Source organism: Myxococcus sp. AS-1-15 (assembly GCF_020037055.1).
GTDB classification, from domain to species: Bacteria; Myxococcota; Myxococcia; order Myxococcales; family Myxococcaceae; genus Myxococcus; species Myxococcus fulvus.
On sequence record NZ_JAIQDF010000005.1, the window covers coordinates 414,478 to 433,808 of the forward strand.

15 protein-coding genes and 1 tRNA gene are annotated in these 19,331 nt (G+C 70.1%); 5 read left to right on the top strand and 11 right to left on the bottom strand.

The genetic code is table 11. The features are described from left to right. Positions 1-269 precede the first annotated feature (269 nt). A complete protein-coding gene (locus tag K8625_RS17315) occupies positions 270-629 on the top strand; it encodes a YtxH domain-containing protein (protein ID WP_223748998.1) in 360 nt (119 codons plus the stop codon). Between the two features lie 108 nt (positions 630-737). Here the strand turns inward: K8625_RS17315 and K8625_RS17320 are convergent, their stop codons facing one another. Then, positions 738-1,514 carry an enoyl-CoA hydratase-related protein gene (locus tag K8625_RS17320; RefSeq protein ID WP_223748999.1) on the bottom strand — a complete coding sequence of 259 codons (777 nt, stop codon included), beginning with the start codon at positions 1,512-1,514 and terminating at the stop codon, positions 738-740. Between the two features lie 102 nt (positions 1,515-1,616). Between K8625_RS17320 and K8625_RS17325 the strand changes: the two genes are divergently transcribed. Continuing rightward, positions 1,617-3,578: a TIM44-like domain-containing protein gene (locus K8625_RS17325; RefSeq protein ID WP_223749000.1), complete on the top strand. Its 1,962-nt coding sequence runs from the start codon at positions 1,617-1,619 to the stop codon at positions 3,576-3,578. Between the two features lie 280 nt (positions 3,579-3,858). On the opposite strand, the gene K8625_RS17330 is transcribed toward K8625_RS17325, so the two are convergent. The 5 genes from K8625_RS17330 to K8625_RS17350 all read right to left on the bottom strand — a co-directional run bounded on the left by K8625_RS17330 (position 3,859) and on the right by K8625_RS17350 (position 10,373). Further along, entirely contained in the window at positions 3,859-4,833 is a 975-nt protein-coding gene (locus K8625_RS17330) for a hydroxymethylglutaryl-CoA lyase (protein WP_046713845.1), read from the bottom strand. Further along, a complete protein-coding gene (locus K8625_RS17335) occupies positions 4,826-5,554 on the bottom strand; it encodes a class I SAM-dependent methyltransferase (protein WP_223749001.1) in 729 nt (242 codons plus the stop codon). The genes K8625_RS17330 and K8625_RS17335 overlap by 8 nt, the downstream gene beginning before the upstream one ends. Before the next feature lie 96 nt (positions 5,555-5,650). Further along, complete coding sequence (locus K8625_RS17340; RefSeq protein ID WP_223783323.1) at positions 5,651-6,844, bottom strand: methionine aminotransferase; 1,194 nt, start codon at positions 6,842-6,844, stop codon at positions 5,651-5,653. A gap of 44 nt (positions 6,845-6,888) precedes the next feature. Beyond that, on the bottom strand, positions 6,889-7,854 hold the full coding sequence (locus K8625_RS17345) for a phosphatase PAP2 family protein (protein WP_223783376.1): 966 nt from the start codon (positions 7,852-7,854) through the stop codon (positions 6,889-6,891). A gap of 5 nt (positions 7,855-7,859) precedes the next feature. Beyond that, on the bottom strand, positions 7,860-10,373 hold the full coding sequence (locus K8625_RS17350) for an MMPL family transporter (protein WP_223749003.1): 2,514 nt from the start codon (positions 10,371-10,373) through the stop codon (positions 7,860-7,862). 433 nt (positions 10,374-10,806) lie between these two features. Between K8625_RS17350 and K8625_RS17355 the strand changes: the two genes are divergently transcribed. Genes K8625_RS17355 through K8625_RS17365 form a run of 3 tightly spaced genes read left to right on the top strand, consistent with a single transcriptional unit; the run spans position 10,807 to position 14,554 of the window. Further along, positions 10,807-12,354, top strand: a complete 1,548-nt coding sequence (locus K8625_RS17355) for a pyridoxal phosphate-dependent aminotransferase family protein (protein WP_141324050.1) — start codon at positions 10,807-10,809, stop codon at positions 12,352-12,354. 7 nt (positions 12,355-12,361) lie between these two features. Next, positions 12,362-13,543 carry an N-acetyltransferase gene (locus tag K8625_RS17360; RefSeq protein WP_223749004.1) on the top strand — a complete coding sequence of 394 codons (1,182 nt, stop codon included), beginning with the start codon at positions 12,362-12,364 and terminating at the stop codon, positions 13,541-13,543. An 18-nt stretch (positions 13,544-13,561) separates the two neighbouring features. Beyond that, on the top strand, positions 13,562-14,554 hold the full coding sequence (locus K8625_RS17365) for an NAD(P)-dependent oxidoreductase (RefSeq protein ID WP_223783324.1): 993 nt from the start codon (positions 13,562-13,564) through the stop codon (positions 14,552-14,554). A 73-nt stretch (positions 14,555-14,627) separates the two neighbouring features. Here K8625_RS17365 and K8625_RS17370 read toward each other — a convergent pair whose 3' ends face one another. The 5 genes from K8625_RS17370 to K8625_RS17390 form a co-directional block, all read right to left on the bottom strand. Further along, positions 14,628-15,233 (bottom strand): phospholipid-binding protein MlaC, encoded by a 606-nt coding sequence (locus tag K8625_RS17370; RefSeq protein WP_223749006.1) that lies wholly within the window; start codon positions 15,231-15,233, stop codon positions 14,628-14,630. A gap of 53 nt (positions 15,234-15,286) precedes the next feature. Continuing rightward, the gene (locus K8625_RS17375) at positions 15,287-17,053 is read right to left on the bottom strand and encodes a TolC family protein (RefSeq protein ID WP_223783325.1); all 1,767 of its coding nucleotides are present in this window, start codon (positions 17,051-17,053) and stop codon (positions 15,287-15,289) included. A gap of 382 nt (positions 17,054-17,435) precedes the next feature. Then, positions 17,436-17,508: transfer RNA gene (locus tag K8625_RS17380), tRNA-Ala, on the bottom strand. Positions 17,509-17,563: 55 nt separating this feature from the next. Further along, positions 17,564-17,965 carry a hypothetical protein gene (locus K8625_RS17385; RefSeq protein WP_223783326.1) on the bottom strand — a complete coding sequence of 134 codons (402 nt, stop codon included), beginning with the start codon at positions 17,963-17,965 and terminating at the stop codon, positions 17,564-17,566. Positions 17,966-18,021: 56 nt separating this feature from the next. Then, positions 18,022-19,302, bottom strand: a complete 1,281-nt coding sequence (locus K8625_RS17390) for an RsmB/NOP family class I SAM-dependent RNA methyltransferase (RefSeq protein ID WP_046713856.1) — start codon at positions 19,300-19,302, stop codon at positions 18,022-18,024. Between the last annotated feature and the right edge of the window lie 29 nt (positions 19,303-19,331).

Consider the following 19,331-nt stretch of genomic DNA (forward strand, 5'->3'; position numbering starts at 1 on the left):
GCGGATCTATCGCAAAGGGTCCCCGCGCGGCGACCTTCTCGCACCGCCTGGAGGCCCGGGGAGCGCCCGGCGACATACCAGAAAGCCCCGAGCCTGGCTGCCCCCTCTCCAAGGGGGTGGGCCTGGGAGTGCGTCCAAACGGCGACGCGACGAACGACCCCCAGGGCGCGGGGGGTGGCGACACGGGCTCCCCTGCCTACCTTCAAGGCTCATAGGGGTCACGCCGCGCCCGCGACGCGGCCCCGACCACACTGGCCCTGGAGGGATGCATGTTCGCGAAGAAGAAGGCGAAGTGGACGGCGAAGGGTTTGGCCAAGAGTGAGCTGTACCGCAAGTGGGTGGCCCACAAGCTCCTCGACGAGCTTCCCCGCGTGGCCAAGGACCGCTGGGATGACTTCGAGCCGGATGATGCGCTGCGCCACATCGGCCTGACGACGTACAAGCCGGCGCGCTCCGGCCTGGGCGGCCTGGGGCTGTTCGTCATCGGCGCGGTGGCCGGCGGCGTGGCGGCGCTGCTGCTCACGCCCAAGACGGGGGATGACCTGCGCACCACCGTCAAGGACAAGGCCATGGGCTACATGAACAAGCAGAACATCGGCCTGGCGCCCGAGAAGAGCGCCAGCGCCTGAGCCGGTGGCCGCGGGCCCCTCGCGAGCGGGGGGCCGACGGCGGCCGGGCACTTCACGGGGCGGGGTCCGCGAGCTGCTCGCGGGCCGCCGCCCTTCGTGCGTCGCGGCTCAGCGGCCCTTGTAGACGGGGGCGCGCTTCTCCGCGAAGGCGCGCAGGCCCTCGAGGCGATCCTCCGTCTTGAGGACCTCCTCGTACTTGCGCAGCTCCAGCGCGAGCGCGTCGTCCAGCTCCAGGCCCGTGCCCTCGTCGATGGCGTGCTTGGCGGTGGCCACGGCGATGGGCGCGTTGTCGACGACGGACTCGGCCAGGGCGTGCGCCACCTCCAGGAGATGTCCCTCGGGCGCGAGCCGGTTGACCAGGCCGATGGCGAACGCCTCCGCCGCGTTGAGCCGGCGCGCGGTGAGGATGAGGTCCTTGGCCCGACCCGGTCCCACGAGGCGAGACAGGCGCTGCGTGCCGCCACCGCCGGGGATGATGCCGAGCTTCACCTCGGTGAGGCCCAGCTCGGCCGCGGGGGCCGCCACGCGCAAGTCACACGCGAGCGCCAGCTCGGTGCCTCCGCCAAAGGCCGCGCCGTTGATGGCGGCGATGAAGACGCAGTCGCTCTTTTCGATCGCGCGGAAGGTCCGGCGCAGGCCGTCGAGGAACGCGCGCACCTCCGCCTCCTGCATGCCCGCACGCTCCTTGAGGTCCGCGCCCGCGCAGAACGCCTTGTCGCCCGCGCCGGTGATGACCACCGCGCGGACCTGATGACCCGATGACACACGCTCGACGAGCGCGCCCAGTTCCTGGAGCATCGCGCGGCTGATGGCATTGCGGCGGCCCTCGCCGTCGATGGTCCAGATCTCGATGGCACCGCGTGCGTCGACCTTGAATTCCGGCATATCCGCTCCCCTTCCAGGGCCCGCCCGGCGGGCTGCCCTGGGACGCGGCAGAGTGCGGTGGGAAGGCGGGTCTGGCAAGGCGGAAACGGTTAGCATCCCCGCATGCCTTCGCCACGCAACCTGCTCCGACAGCTCGCCCCGTGGGCGCATCATCTGCCCTCGGCACTCGCCCTGGTGGCCCTGGCCCTCGGTCCCCTGGAGGCCCTGGCCCGAGGCGGTGGCGGCGAGCACTACACCCGAGGCAACTCCGACAGCCGCGATCGCGGCGGCGACGGCCTGCCCATCTGGCTGCTGTTCGAGGCGTTCCGCCTGGTGTTCCGCTACCCCAAGGTGATGATTCCGCTGCTGGTCATCGGCGGCGTCATGTACTGGCTCTACAAGCGCAACCTCCACCCGGACGCGACGACACGCAAGGCGCTGGACCAGTACGAGGCGCAGCAGCGCACCCAGGTCAGCTCCAGCGACGTGGCAGGCTGGGTCAACGCGCTGAAGCTCAAGGACCCCGCCTTCGAGCCCGGCCCCATGCTGGACCGCACGCGCCGGCTGTTCCTCGACTTGCAGCAGGCCTGGTTCCAGCGCGACATGACGCCGGTGCGGCCCTTCCTGTCGGACGCGACGTGGCAGCGCTTCGGCGTGCAGTTGAAGCTGCTCGACGCCCAGGGCGTCCGCGACGCCATCACCGACATCGAGGTGCTGGACCTCCAGCTCATCGGCCTGGAGCAGAGCGAGTGGTTCGACAGCGTCCAGATCCGCGTCCACGCGCGGATGCGGGACACGGACGTGTCGGCGAGCGACTCTGACGCGCAGGCCCTCCAGTCCGCGCGCAAGGCGCCGTTGGAGGCGTTCACGGAGGTGTGGACCTTCGTGCGCAAGCCGGGCGCGCAGACGCGCATCGGCGCGGACCTGTTCCAGGGCAAGTGCCCCAACTGCGGCGCGCCCTTCCAGGGTGGCGCGGCGAACAGCTGCGAGTTCTGCGGCGCGGTGGTCAACTCCGGCAACTACGACTGGACGCTGGCGGAGATCACCCAGGGCGTGGAGCACTCGCGCTACCACCGCAACGTGGATGGGCTGATGCAGGCGCGCCAGGACGACCCGGCGCTCAACCTGGAGATGCTCGAGGACCGCGCGTCCCTGCTGTTCTGGAAGTGGATCGACGCCCAGAGCCGGGGTGACACGACGGGGCTGTCGAAGGTCGCCACGCCGGAGGCACTCGAGTCACTGGGCTCGGAGCTGGAGGGCCTGCGTCAGCAGGGACGGCGGCGCGTGTTCCTGGAGTGCGCGGTGGGCTCCGTCGACGTGCGCGCGTTGGAGATCGACCCTCGCGGGTACGACAAGGCGCAGGTGGAGATTCGCTGGAGCGCGCGCATGGGCATCGGCCCCGTCAACGAGCGGCCGCCCCAACTGCCCACCCTTCCCCAGCGCTTCGTCTTCACGCTGGTGCGCAAGCACGGAGCGAAGACGAACACCGCGAACGGTATGTCCACGGACCGCTGCCCGCAGTGCAACGCACCGCTGACGAACAGCGCGGCCACGACGTGTGAGTTCTGCGGCACGCAGCTGGCGAACGGTGAGCGGGACTGGGTGCTCGCGTCCGCGCTGCCGTTCGAGTCGTGGAACGCGCGCGAGGACGCGGGTTTCCGTGAGAGGCCGCGGCGCGCGTCGGTGCCTCGACCGCCGAGCGTCACCCGTGCCGCGTCGGCCCCCGCCTCGGGCTCGGACACGGTGATGGACCTCCAGGAGCGGCAGCGGCTCATCTACATGATGGCCGCGATCGCCTCCGCGGACGGCACCGTCACCGCGGCCGAGCGGCGCCTCCTGAAGCTGTGCGCGGAGCGGTGGAACGTGGAGTGGTCACAGGTGGAGATGGCGCTCAACGCGGGGCCACAGCTCTTCGACCGGCTGGTGGCGCGCGGCAGCCCCGAGGCCGAGGTCTTCCTGCGCAACATCGTCGAGATGGCCCTGGTGGACGGGCGCATCGACCGCAAGGAGCGCCGGATGCTGGAGTCCGCCGCCGCCCACCTGGGCCTCCAGGAGAAGCTCGCTTCGATGATCGACGGCCGCTGACGCAACGCGGCGGCTCCTTGCCTGCCCTGGGAGGAGCCCCACCGGGCCTCGGGATGACTGGCGACCCCCACGCGCACAACCATTACATGGAGTGAAGTGCCTGCCCGCGCCGCTCCGGTGAACGCTGGTCACCACCAACGTCACATCAGGCCCTGCGGCGAGCTCATCAGAGGGGGCCGGGGCGGCCGAGCAGGCGCTTGTCGGCATGCCGACCCAGACCGGCATCAATGATTACTGGGAGTGAAGTCACCAGCGCCGCGCCCTACCTGCGACGAGCGCCTCAGGTCTGAGCGCGGCGGGACGCCTTCTTCTCCCGCTCACCCAGCGCGGCCTGGAGGAACTTCCCGGCCAGCTTCCGGCCGATCAGCTCCTGGGCAATCTCCCCGGCCTCCACCAGACGGTCCAGGTTGATGCCGGTCTCCACGCCCATGCCGTGGAACATGAAGACGGCGTCCTCGGTCGCCAGGTTGCCCGCGGCGCCCGGCGCATAGGGGCAGCCGCCCAGCCCGCCGATGCTCGCGTCGAAGGTCGTCACGCCCGCGGACAAGCCGACGAGCGAGTTGGCCAGCGCCGTGCCCCGCGTGTCGTGCAGGTGCAGCGCCAGCTTCTCGACGGGGATGTGCTTGAGCAGCGCGTCGAGGATCTCCTCGGTCTGCCTCGGCGTGCCCACGCCAATCGTGTCGCCCAGGCTGAGCTGGTAGATGCCCGCGTCCACCAGATGCCGGCAGATGTCCACCACGCGCTCCACCGGGACATGGCCCTCGTAGGGGCAGCCCCACACGGTGGAGAGGTAGCCGCGCACGCGCATGCCGGCCTGGAGCGCCGCCGTGGTGACCTCGCGCGCGCCGGCCATGGCCTCCGCGATGCTCTTGTTGATGTTCTTCTTGGAGTGGGCCTCGGACGCGGAGATGAACACCGCGGCCTCCTCCAGCCCGGCCTCCTTCGCGCGCTCCAGCCCCTTGAGGTTGGGCACCAGCGCGGAGAACACCACGCCCTCGCGGCGCCCCACCAGGCGCAGCAGCTCCTCGGCGTCCGCCAGCTGGGGAATCCACTTGGGCGAGACGAACGACGTCACCTCGATGCGCTTCTCGCCCGCTTCCACCAGGGCATTGATGAGCCGCGCCTTGTCCCGCGTGGGCAGCGTGCGCAGCTCGTTCTGCAGGCCGTCGCGAGGACCGACCTCGTACACGTCCACCCGCTTCGGCAGCTGGCCCAGCAGGTTCCCGCGCGCTCGTGAATGTGAGGTCTCAGGCATCTCGCAGCACCGCTCCAACAATCAGGTCGGCCGACCGTCGCGTCAGCGGCTCGCCATCGAGTCCGCCATGCACCCAGGAGATCGAAAACCCGGTGCTTTCCAACAGCGCGGTCAGTTCCGCAAGGGGATAGTAACGAATGGAGTAGGACGCAGACAGGACACGGCCATCCCGCAGGGTGAGGGTCCGCCGTCCCTCGTCGCGCCCCGTCGCCGCGTCGAAGTGGCTCTCCTCCTCCAACACGGCCCCGTCCGGAAGTGTCCGCTGGAACGCGGCCCCCGGTGACGCGGCCAGTCGCTCGTGCGGCACCGTGTGGAACACCAGGAGCCCTCCCCGCCTCAACGCCCTCGCCACCTCCCGGAGGATGCGCACGTGCTCCTCGTCCGTGAAGGCGAACAAGGTGGAGTACCACGCGTACGCTCCGGACAGGGAACCCTCCCGGAAGGGCAAGGCCCGGAGGTCGCCTCGCACCACGGGGAACCCCGGACGTCGCATGGCCAGCGACAACGCATCCCGCTCCAGCCCGATGACGCGCCCCGCCAGGGGGCCCGAGGCCTGCAGTCGCGAGGCATGGCGTCCATGGCCGCAGCCCAGGTCCGCCACGGGCTCCGGGCCGGGCACGTCGGCGAACGCGCGCGCCAGATAGTCCGCCTCCCTCGCCGTCACGCTCTCGGACAGGAAGGGCAACGTGCTGCGCAGGTACAACTCGCCGAAGAAGTCCACGCGCGCACGTCAGCGGCCGGGAAGAACGACGCCGCCCTCCTCTGCCGGGGGATGTAGCAACCCCGTCCCGCCGTCGCAACGCGGGGGCGCCGGCCTTCAGCGCCCGGGCCCGAGCTTCGCGCGCAGCCGGCGCACGGCCTCGTCCAGCACCGCGTCCGTCTTGCAGAACGCGAAGCGGGCGAGCCCATGGCCCAGGTGGCGGTGCTCGGGGCCGTAGAAGACGCTCGGGGGGATGGCCGCCACGCCGACCTCCGACACCAGGTGCCGGCAGAAGGCCACGTCGTCCGCGAAGCCCAGGCCGGAGATGTCCGTGAGGATGAAGTAGCTCCCCTCCGGGACATGGGCCTTCAGGCCCGCGTCGCGAAGACCGGACAACAGCCGCTCCCGCCGCGCGGCGTAGGCCGCCGACAGTCCGTCGAAGTACGCGTCCGGCAGCCGGAGCGCCGCCGCCATGGCCGCCTGGAAGGGGGACGCGGTGGCGAAGGTCACGAACTGATGCGCGCGCTGGATGGCGTCGCGCAGTGGGGGCGGCGCGATGACCCAGCCCACCTTCCAGCCCGTGAGGCTGAACGTCTTGCCTCCGCTGCTCACCGTCACCGTGCGGTCCGCCAACGAGGGCACGGTGGCCGGGCGCACGTGGCGCGCGGGGGCGAAGGTGATGTGCTCGTAGACCTCGTCGGACAGCACCTTCACGTCATGCTCGGCGCACAGCGCGCCGATGCGCTCCAGTTCCTCGCGCGTGAAGACCTTCCCCGTCGGATTGTGGGGCGTGTTGAGGATGAGCAGCCGCGTGCGTGGACTGAAGGCCGCGCGCAGCTCGTCCCAGTCGAACCACCACTGCGCATGCGCCGCGTCCGGCGGCCTCAGGGGAACCCAGCGCGCCGTGGCGCCAACGAAGGTGATGTTGGCGTCGTACGAGTCGTAGAACGGCTCGAACGCGATGACCTCGTCCCCCGGGTCCACCAGGCCGAGGATGACGTCGAGGATGGCCTCCGTGGCCCCACTCGTCACCGTCACCATGGTGTCCGGGTCCACCGCCTGGCCGTGGAAGCGGGCCGAGTGCTCGGCGATGGCCACGCGCAGGTCCCGCGCGCCGGTGCTCATGGCGTACTGGTTGACGCCGTCGTGGATGGCGCGCCGCGCGGCCTCCTTCACGACCTCCGGCCCGTCGAAGTCGGGGAACCCCTGCCCCAGGTTCACCGCGCCGTGCTTCTGGGCCAGGGCACTGAACTCGGAGAAGACGGTGGTGCCGAACCGCGACACGCGCTGCGACGACACGGACCTGGACATGGAGCGCTCCCGACACGGCCGGCCTCGAGGGGCCGGAGCCGTGCTCAGGGGCGCAGGATAGCGTCCACCGGGACGGAACGCGCGGCCCTCTCGCTCTCGCGATGCCGCGCCGCCCGCGTCAGCGCCGTGGCCATGCCTACCACCACCATCACCAGGGGCACCGCGCACAACAAGTCGGTGGCGTAGTGGAAGCGACCGGCGAGCGTCGCGAAGATGAGCCCCAGGCCCGGCAGCAACATCACCCAGAACACCTTCCGGGAGAACCGCCACGCATAGAAGAGCACCAGCAGCGTGGTGCCCGTGTGCCCCGAGGGGAAGCAGTCCCGCGCGAAGACGGGCCTGCGCATCAGCGAGTCCAGCCACGGCGTCAGCGTTCCCTGCAGCGGCGCATCGAACGCGTCGACGAAGAAGTAGCGCGGCCCCACGGCCGGCACCAACGAGTACGCCGAGTAGTTCAGGATGAACAGCAGCCCCAGCCCCAACAGGTACTCGTCGAACTCCGGCGAGGCGCCGCGTGCGCGCCGGTACAGGCCGATGCCCAGCACCAGCGGCCACACGAAGTGGCCGTAGTAGCAGATGAGCAGCACGTCGTTGAGCCAGCCGGGGATGACGTTCGCCAGCACCACGGAGGCCTGGAACCCGAAGATGCGCTGGTCCGCGGCCACCAGCTGCGCGTCCCGCAGGAACGGGTTGAGCGTGTCCACCACGGGGGTGAGCCAGCCGTGCGTGAGCACCGCCACGGGCAGCAACCAGAAGTCCGCCAGGACGGTCAGCCACCGCTGCGTCGGGAAGCGCGACTCGAGCGTGCGCAGCACCAGCGGGCCCGCCGCCATCGAGGCGAACAGCCAGACATGGTGGAGCGACCCCAGCGTCCACCGCCCGGGGCCGAGCAGCACCAGCGCCGCGAGCGAACAGGCGATGACGATGATGAGGTCCACGGGCCCGAGTCGGACCTGCGCCTCGCGGGAACCCTTCAACGGGACGGAGCCACGCAGCCCCTGGGCATTCAAGAGACTCACGCCGATTTCCGCTCCCCCGACGCCCCCACCTCGGAGGTGGCCGCGTCGAGATCGAGACTCCGGACGACCGCGCCCTCTTGGGTGACGAGCAGGCCCTTGCGCCCCTTCCAGCGCTCCAGGAGGGCAAGCAGCGCGGGGAAGAACACTGTGGTCCCCAGAAAGGTGCACACGACCCCGAGGAGCGCAATCTGTCCGATGCTCCGCAGGCCCTGGTGGTTGGCGACGAGCAGCGCACCGTACCCGGCCGCGTTCGACAGCGTGGCGACCACGGCCGCCAGCCCCGTGTGCCGCACCACCTTGCCGAGCGAGCCGGGGCCCTCCTCCTCGTACCGGTGATACAGGTGCACGGAGTTGTCCACCGCGATGGCCAGCAGGTTGGGCAGCACCACCGCGTTGATGAAGTTGAGCTGCACGTCGAAGAGGTACATGCCGCCCGCCAGGCACGTCATGCCCAGGAACAGCGGCCCCGTCACCAGCAGCGTCCGCTTCACGCTGCGCAGGCTCACCAGGATGACCAGGAACACCGCCGCCGCGGCCGCCCAGAGGATGAGCGGGCCGTCCGCGCTCACCAGCGCGAAGATGCGCGAGGCGATGCGGTTGCTGTCCAGCACCGCCATCTCCACGCCCGCCGCCTTCGCGCCCTCCACCACCTGGTCGATCTGCGCCGCCCAGCGCGTGAGGTCCTTGGTGTCGTAGTTCGACACGGAGGGGAACAGCAGCAGGAAGGTGCCCTGCCCGTCCGTGGCCTCGAACCGGCGGCGCACCTCCACGGGCAGCGAGTCCAGCCCATACGGCTTCGCCTCCACCATCCCCTGGAACTCCTTGAGGCGCGGGTCCTCGTACGCCGCCTCGGGCAGGCCGTGCAGCAGCGTGCGGATGCCGCCAATCTCCGCGCCCCGGCGCTCCACGTCTCCGGGCACCAGGTCGTTCAAGGAGGTCGTGCGCAGGAACACCGAGTCGGCGCCGTTCTTCTGCTTCACCTCGGCGATGATCCGTTCGACCTTCGCCGCCTGCCCCAGGTCGTCCACCAGGAAGATGGCGGGGTTGAGCGGCTGGCCCAGTTGCTCGGTGACGTGGTCATCCAGCCGCGACGCCGGGGAGTCCCCCTTCAGCTTGCGCATGTCCGTCTCGAAGCCCAGCCGGGGCGCGATGGAGACGGAGAACGCGGCGAAGCCCACCACGGACAGCGCGAGCACGACGAGGACGGACGTGGGCCACCGGCGCCACTCCCGCTCGGGCTTCGGCGGCGCCACCACGGGGGCGGCGACCTCGGAGGCGGGCGCCGTGTCCACGCGGGCCGGGCGCAGCCGCTCCGCGATGGCCAGCAGCGAGGGCCCCAGTGCATAGGCCGCCAGCACCGCGAGCAGCACGCCCAGCCCCGCCAGGAAGCCGAACTGGTTGAAGGCGTGGAACTGCGCCAGCATCAGCACGAAGAACGCCGCCGCGTTCGTCACCGCGGACGTCATCGCCCCGCTGAAGGTGCCGCCCACGGCGGTGGCCAGCGCGTCGCGCGCGGAGCGGGTGCGCCGCTCCTCCCAGTAGCGCATGCACAGGTGCACGCCGTACTCGATGCCCAGGCCGATGAGGATGGCGACCAGGAAGCCCGTCACCACGTTGAGGTGGCCGATGGCGAGCCACGCGATGCCGAACGTCATCAACAGGCCGACGACGACGGGCAGGCCCACCACCGCCAGCGCCGCGATGCGCCGGGTGGCCAGCAGGATGAGGCCGATGGCGATGAGCGCGGACAGCGTGCCGGCGCGCGACAAATCACCGCGCATCACCGCGTCCTCTTCGATGCGGTTCTGGAAGTTGCCCGTCGCCTCCAGCTTCACCGCCGGGTAGCGCTCCGAGGCCAGCGTGCGCCCCGTGCCCAGCGCCAGCTCCACGAAGCGACGCGCGAAGTCCAGGTCCCCCGCGGTGCCCATGGGCTTGAGCATCAGGTAGACCTCGGTGCCGTCCGCGTTCGCCAGGGACTCGTGCACCGGCGCGTTGGGCGAGTGCTTCCGGGCAATCTCCTCGAACGTGGGCGGCGGAGGCGTGGCCCCCAGGTCGATATAGAAGGGATTGGCCTGCTGCCGCTCGTAGCGCACCCGCGCCGAGAGGTCCGCGCGCAGCTCCGCCAGCGTCTCCGCGGGCAGGAGCCACAGCGCGTGGCGCTTGAAGAACTCCACGTCGTAGCTGTGCTCGACGTAGCGCACCTCGGGGAGCGCCTCGAGCCGTCCCTTCAGCTCGCGCGCGTAAGCCTTCAGCCGCTCGGGTGTGTCTCCCTTCGCGACGATGACCAGGTACCCGTCCCCACCCGCCTTCTGTGACACGCGTGTCAGGTCCTGGACTTCGCGGGCACCCTGCGGGAGCAGCTCGACGAATGAACCACGGAACTCCAACCGCGACGCCAGTGCCATACCGCCGGCGGCCAGCAATGCGGAGATCAGCAGCACGTACCAGGGCCGGGAGACCGCCGTCTGGATGAACCCCTTGAACCACCGTTGCCGCAGAGACCTGGCCACCGTCCACTCCTCGATTTTCGCCGGGCTTAGCAAATTCCCGGCCAGTCGTAGCCCCCTCAAACAATGGGCGACCGGAAAGCCTTCCGTCCCTGGGTCGGCTGCTTGCGCACGAAGGCGGGCGGGCGACCTCGCTTCCCATTATCCACTGGAAGACGGTCTGCGTCGGCGGGGTGCCACCAATGCAACGGTGCTGTCAAGCCGAGGGGACTTTTGGCCCCTCTCGCAAGGGTCCCAAGCAACGGTCCGCGCCTTGACACTGCCCCTCGGCCTCTTTATTCACGGCCCCGCGTCCCCCGAGGGAGGTCGTCGGGCGCATGGTTGCCCCCGGCTCGGGAACGAGCCCTGCATGGTGAGTGGCGACCGCAGTGCCGCACTCCGCCTCTCCTGAAGAGGCCCAAACCCTCCCCCGACGCAGGCCTACAGAAAGAGCACCATGAGCGACGTCTTCGACAAGTGCAGCAATTGGAAGGACTACCGCATCGCGAAGGCCACCGGCCTCTACCCCTATTTCCGCGTCATCGAGGCGTCGCACGGCGCCACCGAGGTGGAGATCGAGGGCAAGCGGGTGATCATGGTCGGTTCCAACAACTATCTGGGCCTGTCCGCGGACCCGCGCGTCAAGGAAGCCGCCATCAAGGCGACGGAGAAGTTCGGCACCACGTGCTCGGGCTCGCGTCTGCTCAACGGCACGCTGGCGCTGCACGAGGAGCTCGAGGGACGGCTGGCCAAGTTCCTCAACCGCGAGGCCGCGGTGGTCATCTCCACCGGCTTCCAGACGAACCTGGCGCTGTCCTCCATCCTGGGCCGCCACGACATCGTCTTCAGTGATCGCCAGAACCACGCGTCGCTGGTGGACGGCATCCGGCTGTCGTTCTCCACGGAGCGCAAGTTCCGCCACAACGACATGGACCACCTGGAGCAGCTGTTGTCCCAGGCCGATCCCAACGCCGGGAAGATCATCATCACCGACGGCGTCTTCTCCATGGAGGGAGACGTCTGCAACCTGCCGCGCATCGTGGAGCTGGCGAAGCAGTACAACGCCCGGGTGATGACGGATGACGCCCACGCCATGGGCGTGCTGGGTGAGAAGGGCCGGGGCACCTCCGAGTACTTCGGCCTGGAGAAGGAGACGGACCTCGTGATGGGGACGTTCTCCAAGAGCTTCGCGTCGCTGGGCGGCGTGCTGGCCGGCCCCTTCGACGTCATCAACTACATCAAGCACAAGTCGCGCTCGGTCATCTTCTCCGCGTCCATGACGCCGGCGTCCATCGCCTCGGCGCTCAAGTCGCTGGAGATCATCGAGGCGGAGCCCCAGCGCCGCGCGCGCCTGCTGGACATCGCGGAGAAGATGCACAACGGCTTCCGCGCCATGGGCTTCGACACCGGCGTGTCCGTGACGCCCGTCGTCCCCGTGCACATCGGCGACCAGACGAAGTGTTTCCGCTTCTGGCGCGCGCTGCACGAGGCGGGCGTCTTCGCCAACCCGGTGATTCCGCCGGCGGTGGAGGCGGGCCACGCGCTCATCCGCACCTCGTTCATGGCCACGCACACGGACGCGCAGTTGGACCGCGTGCTGGACACCTTCGAGACCATCGGCCGCAAGCTGAACGTGATTCCGCAGACGCGCCCCACGGTGTACGAGCCGGTGCAGATCGCCCGCCCGGGCACGTCCGTGCGCTCCAACAAGGCGAGCGAGAAGTGGGCGGCGGGCTCCGCGGGCCTCCTGGCGGACAAGGGCGGCATCACCCTGGACCAGCTGTCGCGCATGTCGTCGCGCGAGGTGGCCGGGAAGATCTTCGACGCGGTGGAGCAGCTCACCTGGCGCGCGGCGAACCTGCAGCCGGAGGACCTGCGCCAGCTGCGCGCCGCGCCCATGAAGCTGTGGGAGAAGCGCGGCGAGCTGCCCGGCTTCCTGTTGGAGAAGGGCGCGCACTTCTTCCTGAAGAACGGCACCGACGGCAACTCCGCCGAGAGGACCTGATTCCACCATGGCCCTGCCCGCCGAGCCGCCCGCAGTCCAGCCCGCCCTTCCGCCCCTCCCCTCGGACGTCCTGGTGACGCCCGTGCGGGACGCCGCGGCGCGGATGACGTTCATCCGCTTCCCGTTCTCGCTCTACACGGGGGACCCGAACTGGGTCCCTCCGCTGGAGATGGAGCGCAAGGACTTCCTGGACCCGAAGAAGAACCCCTTCTTCGAGTACGGCGAGGTGGAGCTGTTCCTCGCGTGGCGAGGCCAGGACGTGGTGGGCCGCATCGCCGCCATCCGCAACCCCCGGCACCAGGAGATCCACGGCACGAAGGAGGGCTTCTTCGGCCTCTTCGAGTGCGTGAACGACGCGGGCATCGCGCGGCTGCTCCTGGACGCCGCGGCATCGTGGCTGAAGGAGCGCGGGCTGGACAGCATGATCGGTCCGGCCAACTTCTCGTCCAACCAGGACTGGGGCCTGCTCATCGAGGGATACGAGTCACCCCCGGCCATCATGATGCCGTACAACCCGCCCTACTTCGCCACGCTGCTGGAGGCGTGCGGGCTGGTGAAGGCGAAGGACCTGTTCGCCTTCGATCTGTCCTCGTCCGCGGAGCCGCCGGAGAAGGTGGTGCGCATCGCGGAGAAGATGCGGCAGCGCGAGGGCATCACCGTGCGCGCGGTGAACCTCAAGGACTTCCCCGCCGAGGTCGAGCGCATCCGGGAGATCTACAACTCCGCCTGGGAGAAGAACTGGGGCTTCGTGCCCTTCACCGACAAGGAGTTCGACCACCTGGCCAAGGAGATGAAGACCATCGTCCGGCCGGAGCTGGTGCTCATCGCCGAGGTGAAGGGGGAGCCGGTGGCCTTCTCCATGACGCTGCCGGACGCCAACGTGGCCCTCAAGGCCGCCAACGGGCGCCTGACCACCTTCGGGCTGCCCATCGGCCTGACGAAGATGCTGTTGGCCTCGCGCCGCATCCACCGGCTGCGCCTCATCACCCTCGGCATCAAGGAGGGCTACCGGCGCCGGGGCCTGGACGCCATCCTGTACCTGGACACGCTGCGCACCGCGCACCGTCTGGGCTACTCGGGCGGGGAGATCTCCTGGACGCTCGAGGACAACCACCTCGTCAACCGCGCCATCGAGTCGATGGGCGGCAAGCGCTCGAAGACGTACCGCCTCTACCAGCGTTCGCTGTAACCCCAGGGAGTCCTCGCCGTGCGTTTCCTGCTCACCGGTGGCACCGGCTTCATCGGCCAGCGGCTCGCGAGCCGCATCGTCGAGCGAGGCGACTCGCTCACCGTGCTCGTGCGTCCCAGCTCGCGTCGCGACGCGCTGGCGGCGCTCGGCGCCCGGTTCGCCGTGGGGGATCTGACCACGGGAGAGGGCCTCACCGAGGCCGTGCGCGACGTGGACTGCGTGCTGCACCTGGCCGGCGTCACCAAGGCCCGGGAGCCCGCGGGCTACTTCGAGGGCAACGCCAACGGCACCCGCCGCCTCGCCGAGGCCATGGCCGCCCTGCCCCACCCGCCCCGGCTCGTCTACTGCTCGTCGCTCGCCGCGGCGGGCCCGTCCACCCCCGAGCGCCCTCGCCGCGAGGAGGACCCGCCGGCCCCCGTCTCCACCTACGGCCGCAGCAAGCTGGGGGGCGAGGAGGCCGTGCGCGAGCTGGCGGACAAGGTGCCGTCCGTCATCGTCCGTCCGCCCATGGTCTACGGGCCGGGCGACGTGGAGTTCATCCCCTCCGTCATCCCCATGGCGAAGAGCGGCTTCGCGCTGAAGAGCGGCTTCGGCCCCAAGCGCTACTCGCTCATCCACGTGGATGACCTGAACACCGCGCTGCTCGCGGCCGCCGAGCGCGGCCCGACGCTCGACAAGGCCGACGCGGCGCGCGGTGTGTACACCGTGTCCGACGGTCGCGAGTACACCTGGGAGGACGTCTGCGCCGCGGTGGCCCGGGCCCTGGGCCGCAGGCCCCCCACCGTGCTGCCGGTGCCCGACACCGTCGGCTATTTCCTGGGCCTGGGCTCCGAGGCCATGGCCCGCCTGCGCGGCACCGTGCCCATCCTCAACCGCGACAAGGTTCGGGAGATGAAGTGCGCCGCGTGGACGTGCACCACCGAGCGCGCCACCCAGGAGCTGGGCTTCGCGCCCACCATCCCCCTGGACCAGGGACTCGTCGGGACGCTCGCGTCCTACGGCCACGCCTGAGCCCTGGAACGACGAAGGCCGAGGCTCTCTTTCGAGGAGCCCCGGCCCGAAGTCAGCGCGAGCTGTGTTCAGCTCACTTCGCGGGCGCCGCGGAGCCGCCGGTGCCCTTGGCGGACTGGGCCGCGTTCTCCTTCTCCAGCTGAGCCCGCTTGGTCTTCAGCGTGGAGAGCAGGCCGTCGAACCCCTTGGTGCTCAGCAGCTTCTGGAACTGGCCCTTGTACGTGTCCACGAGGGACACCTCATCGGTGACGACGTCGTAGATGCGCCAGTCGTTCTTCACCTTGTAGAGGCGATAGTCGACGGGGATCTGGTCCTTCTTGAGGGTGAGCGTCGTGTCGACGGTGGCCTCGGAGTCCTTGATGGTCTCCTTGCCGTACTTCACGTCCGCCTGGGCCTGGCCGATGGCCTTCTGGGCGTAGGAGGCGCGAAGCAGGCCCGTCATCGTCTCGGAGAAGTCCTTGCGCTGGGCGGGCGTGAGCGAGTCCCACGTCTTGTCACCCAGGGCGCGCCTGGCCAGCTCCTGGAAGTCGACGAACTTCTCGACGACGCTGGCGAGCGACTCGACGGTGGCGCCGGGAGCATTGGCCGCCTTCTGGACATCCGCGTTCCCGGACTTGACGACGGTGAGGGGCGTGGGCGCCGCGGCGAGCAGGGTTGCGGCGAGCAGGGAAGCAATCATGGTTTTCGGCTCCGTGCAGAAGGTCGATACAGCGGACAGGCGCGTGGCCCCGATTATTCACGCAGGGCCGGGGGCGTCCCGGTGACACGAGAGAGGGCCGCCATTCCCAACCGGACGTCGAACCAGCTCTTCGCCCGGTCGCCTGTAACCTGCGCATAGGCGGTGAAGGCGTCCACCAGGTCTCTCGTCTCCCCGGTGCCCAGGTCGAAGGCGGCGAAGGCGGAGGTCACCCAGCGACGGGCGCTCTTCTCCGCGTCCGTGAAGGCCTTGGCCTTGGCCCACGCGGCCACCAGCTCGCCGTGGACCTTGGTCACCTCCAGGCGGATGGCGGCGTGGATCTGCTTCTCCTGGGCGCGCAGCTTGTCGAGCTCCGCGCGCGCCTGGTCCAGCTGCGCGTCCTTGATGGGGATGTCGAACGTCCCCCGCATCACCAGGCCGACGCCCGCGGTCCGGTCGTTGTAGGGGTCATACGCGAAGGGGCTGCGCTGCCGCGTCGCGCTGGTCGTGAAGCGCAAATCGTAGAAGCCCGCGAGGCCGAAGTCCGGGAAGTAGCTCCGCTCGCGAATCAACACTTCGGACTCGCGCGCGACGATGCCGGCGGCGACCGCGGTGAGCTCGGGGCGGTACTGCTCGGCCAGCTCCAGCGCGCGCTCCAGCGACGGGGGCTGAACCTCGTCCTCGAGCGGCAGGTCCTCCTCGACGACGGCGACCTCCTCGCCCGGCGGCGCGTTGGCGAGCAGGCCGATGGCCGTCATCGCGAGCGCGCGCCCCTGGATGACGTCCGCCTTGCGCGCCTCCACCACCTGCCGGAAGAAGCGGACCTTGTACGTGTCCACCTGGGCCACCTGCGGCGACTCCTCCTTCAGGAGCGCGGCGATCTTCTCGGCGGCGTCCTCCAGGCGCTTGGACACCTCCTCCATCTGCTGGAGGCCGGCGCGCGCCAGCTGATAGCTGTAGTACGCCTGCGCGGCCTGGAAGCCGACCTCGTCCCGCACACGCTCACGCAGCGCCGCGCCGAGGATGGGCCCTTGGGCCCCGGCCTTCTCCAGCGCGGACAGCTTGCCGAAGGTGTAGATGGGCAACACCGCGTTGCCGTTGGAGAACACCGTCACGCCCACCTTGCCGAAGTCGAGGTCTCCCTCGAGCGAGGCCTTGGTGGTGGGCGGGCCGCCGAGGCCATCGTTGCGCGCCTCGGGGATGGGGCCGCCCATGCCCACGGTGATTTCGAACTTGGGGAACCAGGCCCACCGCGCCTGCTTGTAGAGCGCCTCGAACTTGCGCAGCTCCGCGGAGGCCTCCTCCACCCGCAAATCAGACGTGCGCGCGCGCTCCACCAGCTGAGCCAGCGTCAACGGACCGGCCTTCCGCGGGGCCTGTGTGTCGGGCACGTTGGCGACGCCCTGCTTCACCTGCTGGGCCTCTCGCGCGGGCTCCTTCATCGGAGCCGGAGACACCGTCCGTCCGCCGGAGGGCGTCGATGCCGAGTCCACCGACTCGGGAGCAATTGTCGGAGGCCCCGGAGGAAGCGTGCCGCCACCGGCGCCCGTCGTCGGCGCGGGCGTCTGCGGCCCCGAGACACCAGGCGCCGCGGAGCCAGTCCCCGGAGTCGGTGTCGCCGTGCCCGTGCCCGAGGTCGTCGAAGCCCCAGACGCGCCACCCGAGGTGCCCGTGCCGGAGGTGCCGGACGTCGTGCCCGTCCCCGTCGTCCCTGGCGTCGAACCGCCACCCTGCCCCGCTGAGCCCGGTGTGAACTGCGCGGCCGACATCCCGGCCGCGAGCACCAGCGCCACTGTCACGCCTCGATCCAGGTGTCTGCGCATCACTCGGCCTCGTGCGGGCCCCATATCCGAGAACCCGGCGACGGCGCAGCATCTTCGTTCGCCGACGCCCAGTCATTGACCAACTTCGTTCGCTGTCGAGAGTCGCCCGTCAACGCGCGCCCCTGTCCCGCACCACGCCGTCGCACGAACAGATGCGTGATGACGCGAAACGCAGCGGCGATTTCTCGAGGACTCCGAAGCAGCGAGCCGACGCGAGCCACCTGGCCCGGTGACATCCGAGGTGGCTCGGGAACGAGGGGCCCGCGGATCCGCGTCGTGCCACGAGACTCCATCGCGCGCGGACCGTCGCTCTGCCCGGCGACACTCACCGGAAAAGAAAAAGGCCCGCCGGGTTTCCCAGGCGGGCCTTCCTACTTCAGAGTGGAGCTAACCGGGATCGAACCGGTGACCTCTTGAATGCCATTCAAGCGCTCTCCCAGCTGAGCTATAGCCCCGTCTTTTGCTGCCGGCCGCCTTGGGGAGCGGCCTGACGTCGAAAGTGGGTGCCTTCTACCGCCTCTTGCTCCCAGGGCCAAGAACTGTTTGCGGCTTCGGTGCGTTTTTTCCAACCTTCAACCGCTCAGCGACTTCTTCCCCTTCCCGGAGGATGTCCGTCAGCTCGCGCGCGTGCGCCTCGGCCGCCTGCTCGGCGGCCTCGATGGCCTTGAGCGCGGACGCGAAGCCGGCCGGCAGCTCCAGCCTGCCCTTCTGGATCTGCCGGTAGACGACCTCGCCGAGTTCCTTGAAGGCGCGCTCCTTCTGGTCCTTCAGCACCGTGGCCTTGGCGTTCGCCCGGGCCAGGTCCGAGTTGCGCTCCACCGCCTCGCGCAGCTGCGCCAGTCGGGCCTGCGCCGCCTGGAAGGCCTCGTTGATCTGCTTCACCACCTCGGACTGCTTCGGGTCGGCCGGCACGTCGGTGACACCCCTTGAAGGACCTACGCTGGCGTAGCGTGTGGCCTCGTGGACTGTCAACCCTGCCCGGTCCGCCGGAGCCGCGCCGCGAAGAAGCCGCCCCCGGGCACGCGAGGAGGCAGCGCCTTGAGGTACGGCCCCTGGGCGGCGAGCGCCGCCCGTTCCGCTCCGAGCACGTCCGCCACCGGCTCCAGCGTGAACTCCGGGTGCTTCGCGAGGAAGCCCTCGACGACGGCCTCGTCCTCGTCCGGCAGCACCGAGCACGTGGCGTAGACCACCAGCGCCCCGTGCTTCGCCTGACGACTCACCTCGTCGAGCAGCTCCGACTGGGTCGTCTGGTACTTGGCGATCTCCGCCGCGTTCAGCTTCCACTTCTGATCCGGCTCGCGCGCCAGCGAGCCCGTCCCGCTGCACGGCGCGTCGATCAGCAGCACGTCCGCCTCCGACAGCGGCAGCGGATGGGGGAAGGCCACCTGTCTCAAGGAGAAGTGGCGCACGCGCTCCCGGGCCTCGGCCAGCCGGCGACGGGAGCGATCTCCCGCGAGCACCTTCCCCGTGGGACCGACGAAGTCCGCCAGCGCCAGCGTCTTGCCGCCCGCGCCCGCGCAGACATCCGCCACGGTGAGCCCCTGCAGCGAGCCGCCCACCGGACGACACACCTCTGAGATCAGCTGGCTGCCCACGTCCTGGACCTGGAGCCGCCCGGTCTTCATCACCCGCGTCTCGAAGATGCGGTGGCTCGCGTCCACCACCCGCACCGCGTCCGGCGCCGCGAGCACCGCCTCCGCGGCGACGCCCTCCTCCTGGAGCGCGGCCAGCACCGCGTCGCGAGTCCCCGGCGGCCGCACCCGGAAGTGCAGCCCGGGCTCCTCGTCGAGTGAGGACAACAGCCCCTCCAGCACCGACTCCGGATAGGCCTGCGCCAGCTTCTGCACCAGCCAGTTGGGGAACGAGTAGCGCACCGCCAGCCGCTCCGCGTGGGTGTCCGGCAGCGGCGCCTCCGGCAGCGGAGACTCCACCACCTTCTGGAGCACCTCGTCCTTGAGGGTGCGCGGCCTCACCGGCCCGGGGAGCCGGACCTCCGGGCCGATGCGCGTCCAGCCCTCACCACAGAAGATGCGCCGCCACAGCGCGTAGCGCACCAGCGCCTGGTCCTCCGTGAGCACCAGCTTCCCCGGAGGATGCCCCAACAGCTTCGCCGCCAGGTCCAGCAGGCGCTGATGCCGGGACAGCTCGCGCACCACGAGCGCGGCGAACCGGCGCTCCTGGCCTCCGAGCCCATCCGCGTCGCGCAGCGCATTGGCCAGCGCGGCCTTCAAGGGTTCGCCGCGCAACACCGCGATGTGCGCCTCGAGCGCCGCCGTCG

Coding starts and splice junctions, on each gene's coding strand:
- K8625_RS17315 (WP_223748998.1), top strand. CDS start 270: ATGTTCGCGAAGAAGAAGGCGAAGTGGACGGCGAAGGGTTTGGCCAAG.
- K8625_RS17320 (WP_223748999.1), bottom strand. CDS start 1,514: ATGCCGGAATTCAAGGTCGACGCACGCGGTGCCATCGAGATCTGGACC.
- K8625_RS17325 (WP_223749000.1), top strand. CDS start 1,617: ATGCCTTCGCCACGCAACCTGCTCCGACAGCTCGCCCCGTGGGCGCAT.
- K8625_RS17330 (WP_046713845.1), bottom strand. CDS start 4,833: ATGCCTGAGACCTCACATTCACGAGCGCGCGGGAACCTGCTGGGCCAG.
- K8625_RS17340 (WP_223783323.1), bottom strand. CDS start 6,844: ATGTCCAGGTCCGTGTCGTCGCAGCGCGTGTCGCGGTTCGGCACCACC.
- K8625_RS17355 (WP_141324050.1), top strand. CDS start 10,807: ATGAGCGACGTCTTCGACAAGTGCAGCAATTGGAAGGACTACCGCATC.
- K8625_RS17360 (WP_223749004.1), top strand. CDS start 12,362: ATGGCCCTGCCCGCCGAGCCGCCCGCAGTCCAGCCCGCCCTTCCGCCC.
- K8625_RS17370 (WP_223749006.1), bottom strand. CDS start 15,233: ATGATTGCTTCCCTGCTCGCCGCAACCCTGCTCGCCGCGGCGCCCACG.
- K8625_RS17375 (WP_223783325.1), bottom strand. CDS start 17,053: ATGCGCAGACACCTGGATCGAGGCGTGACAGTGGCGCTGGTGCTCGCG.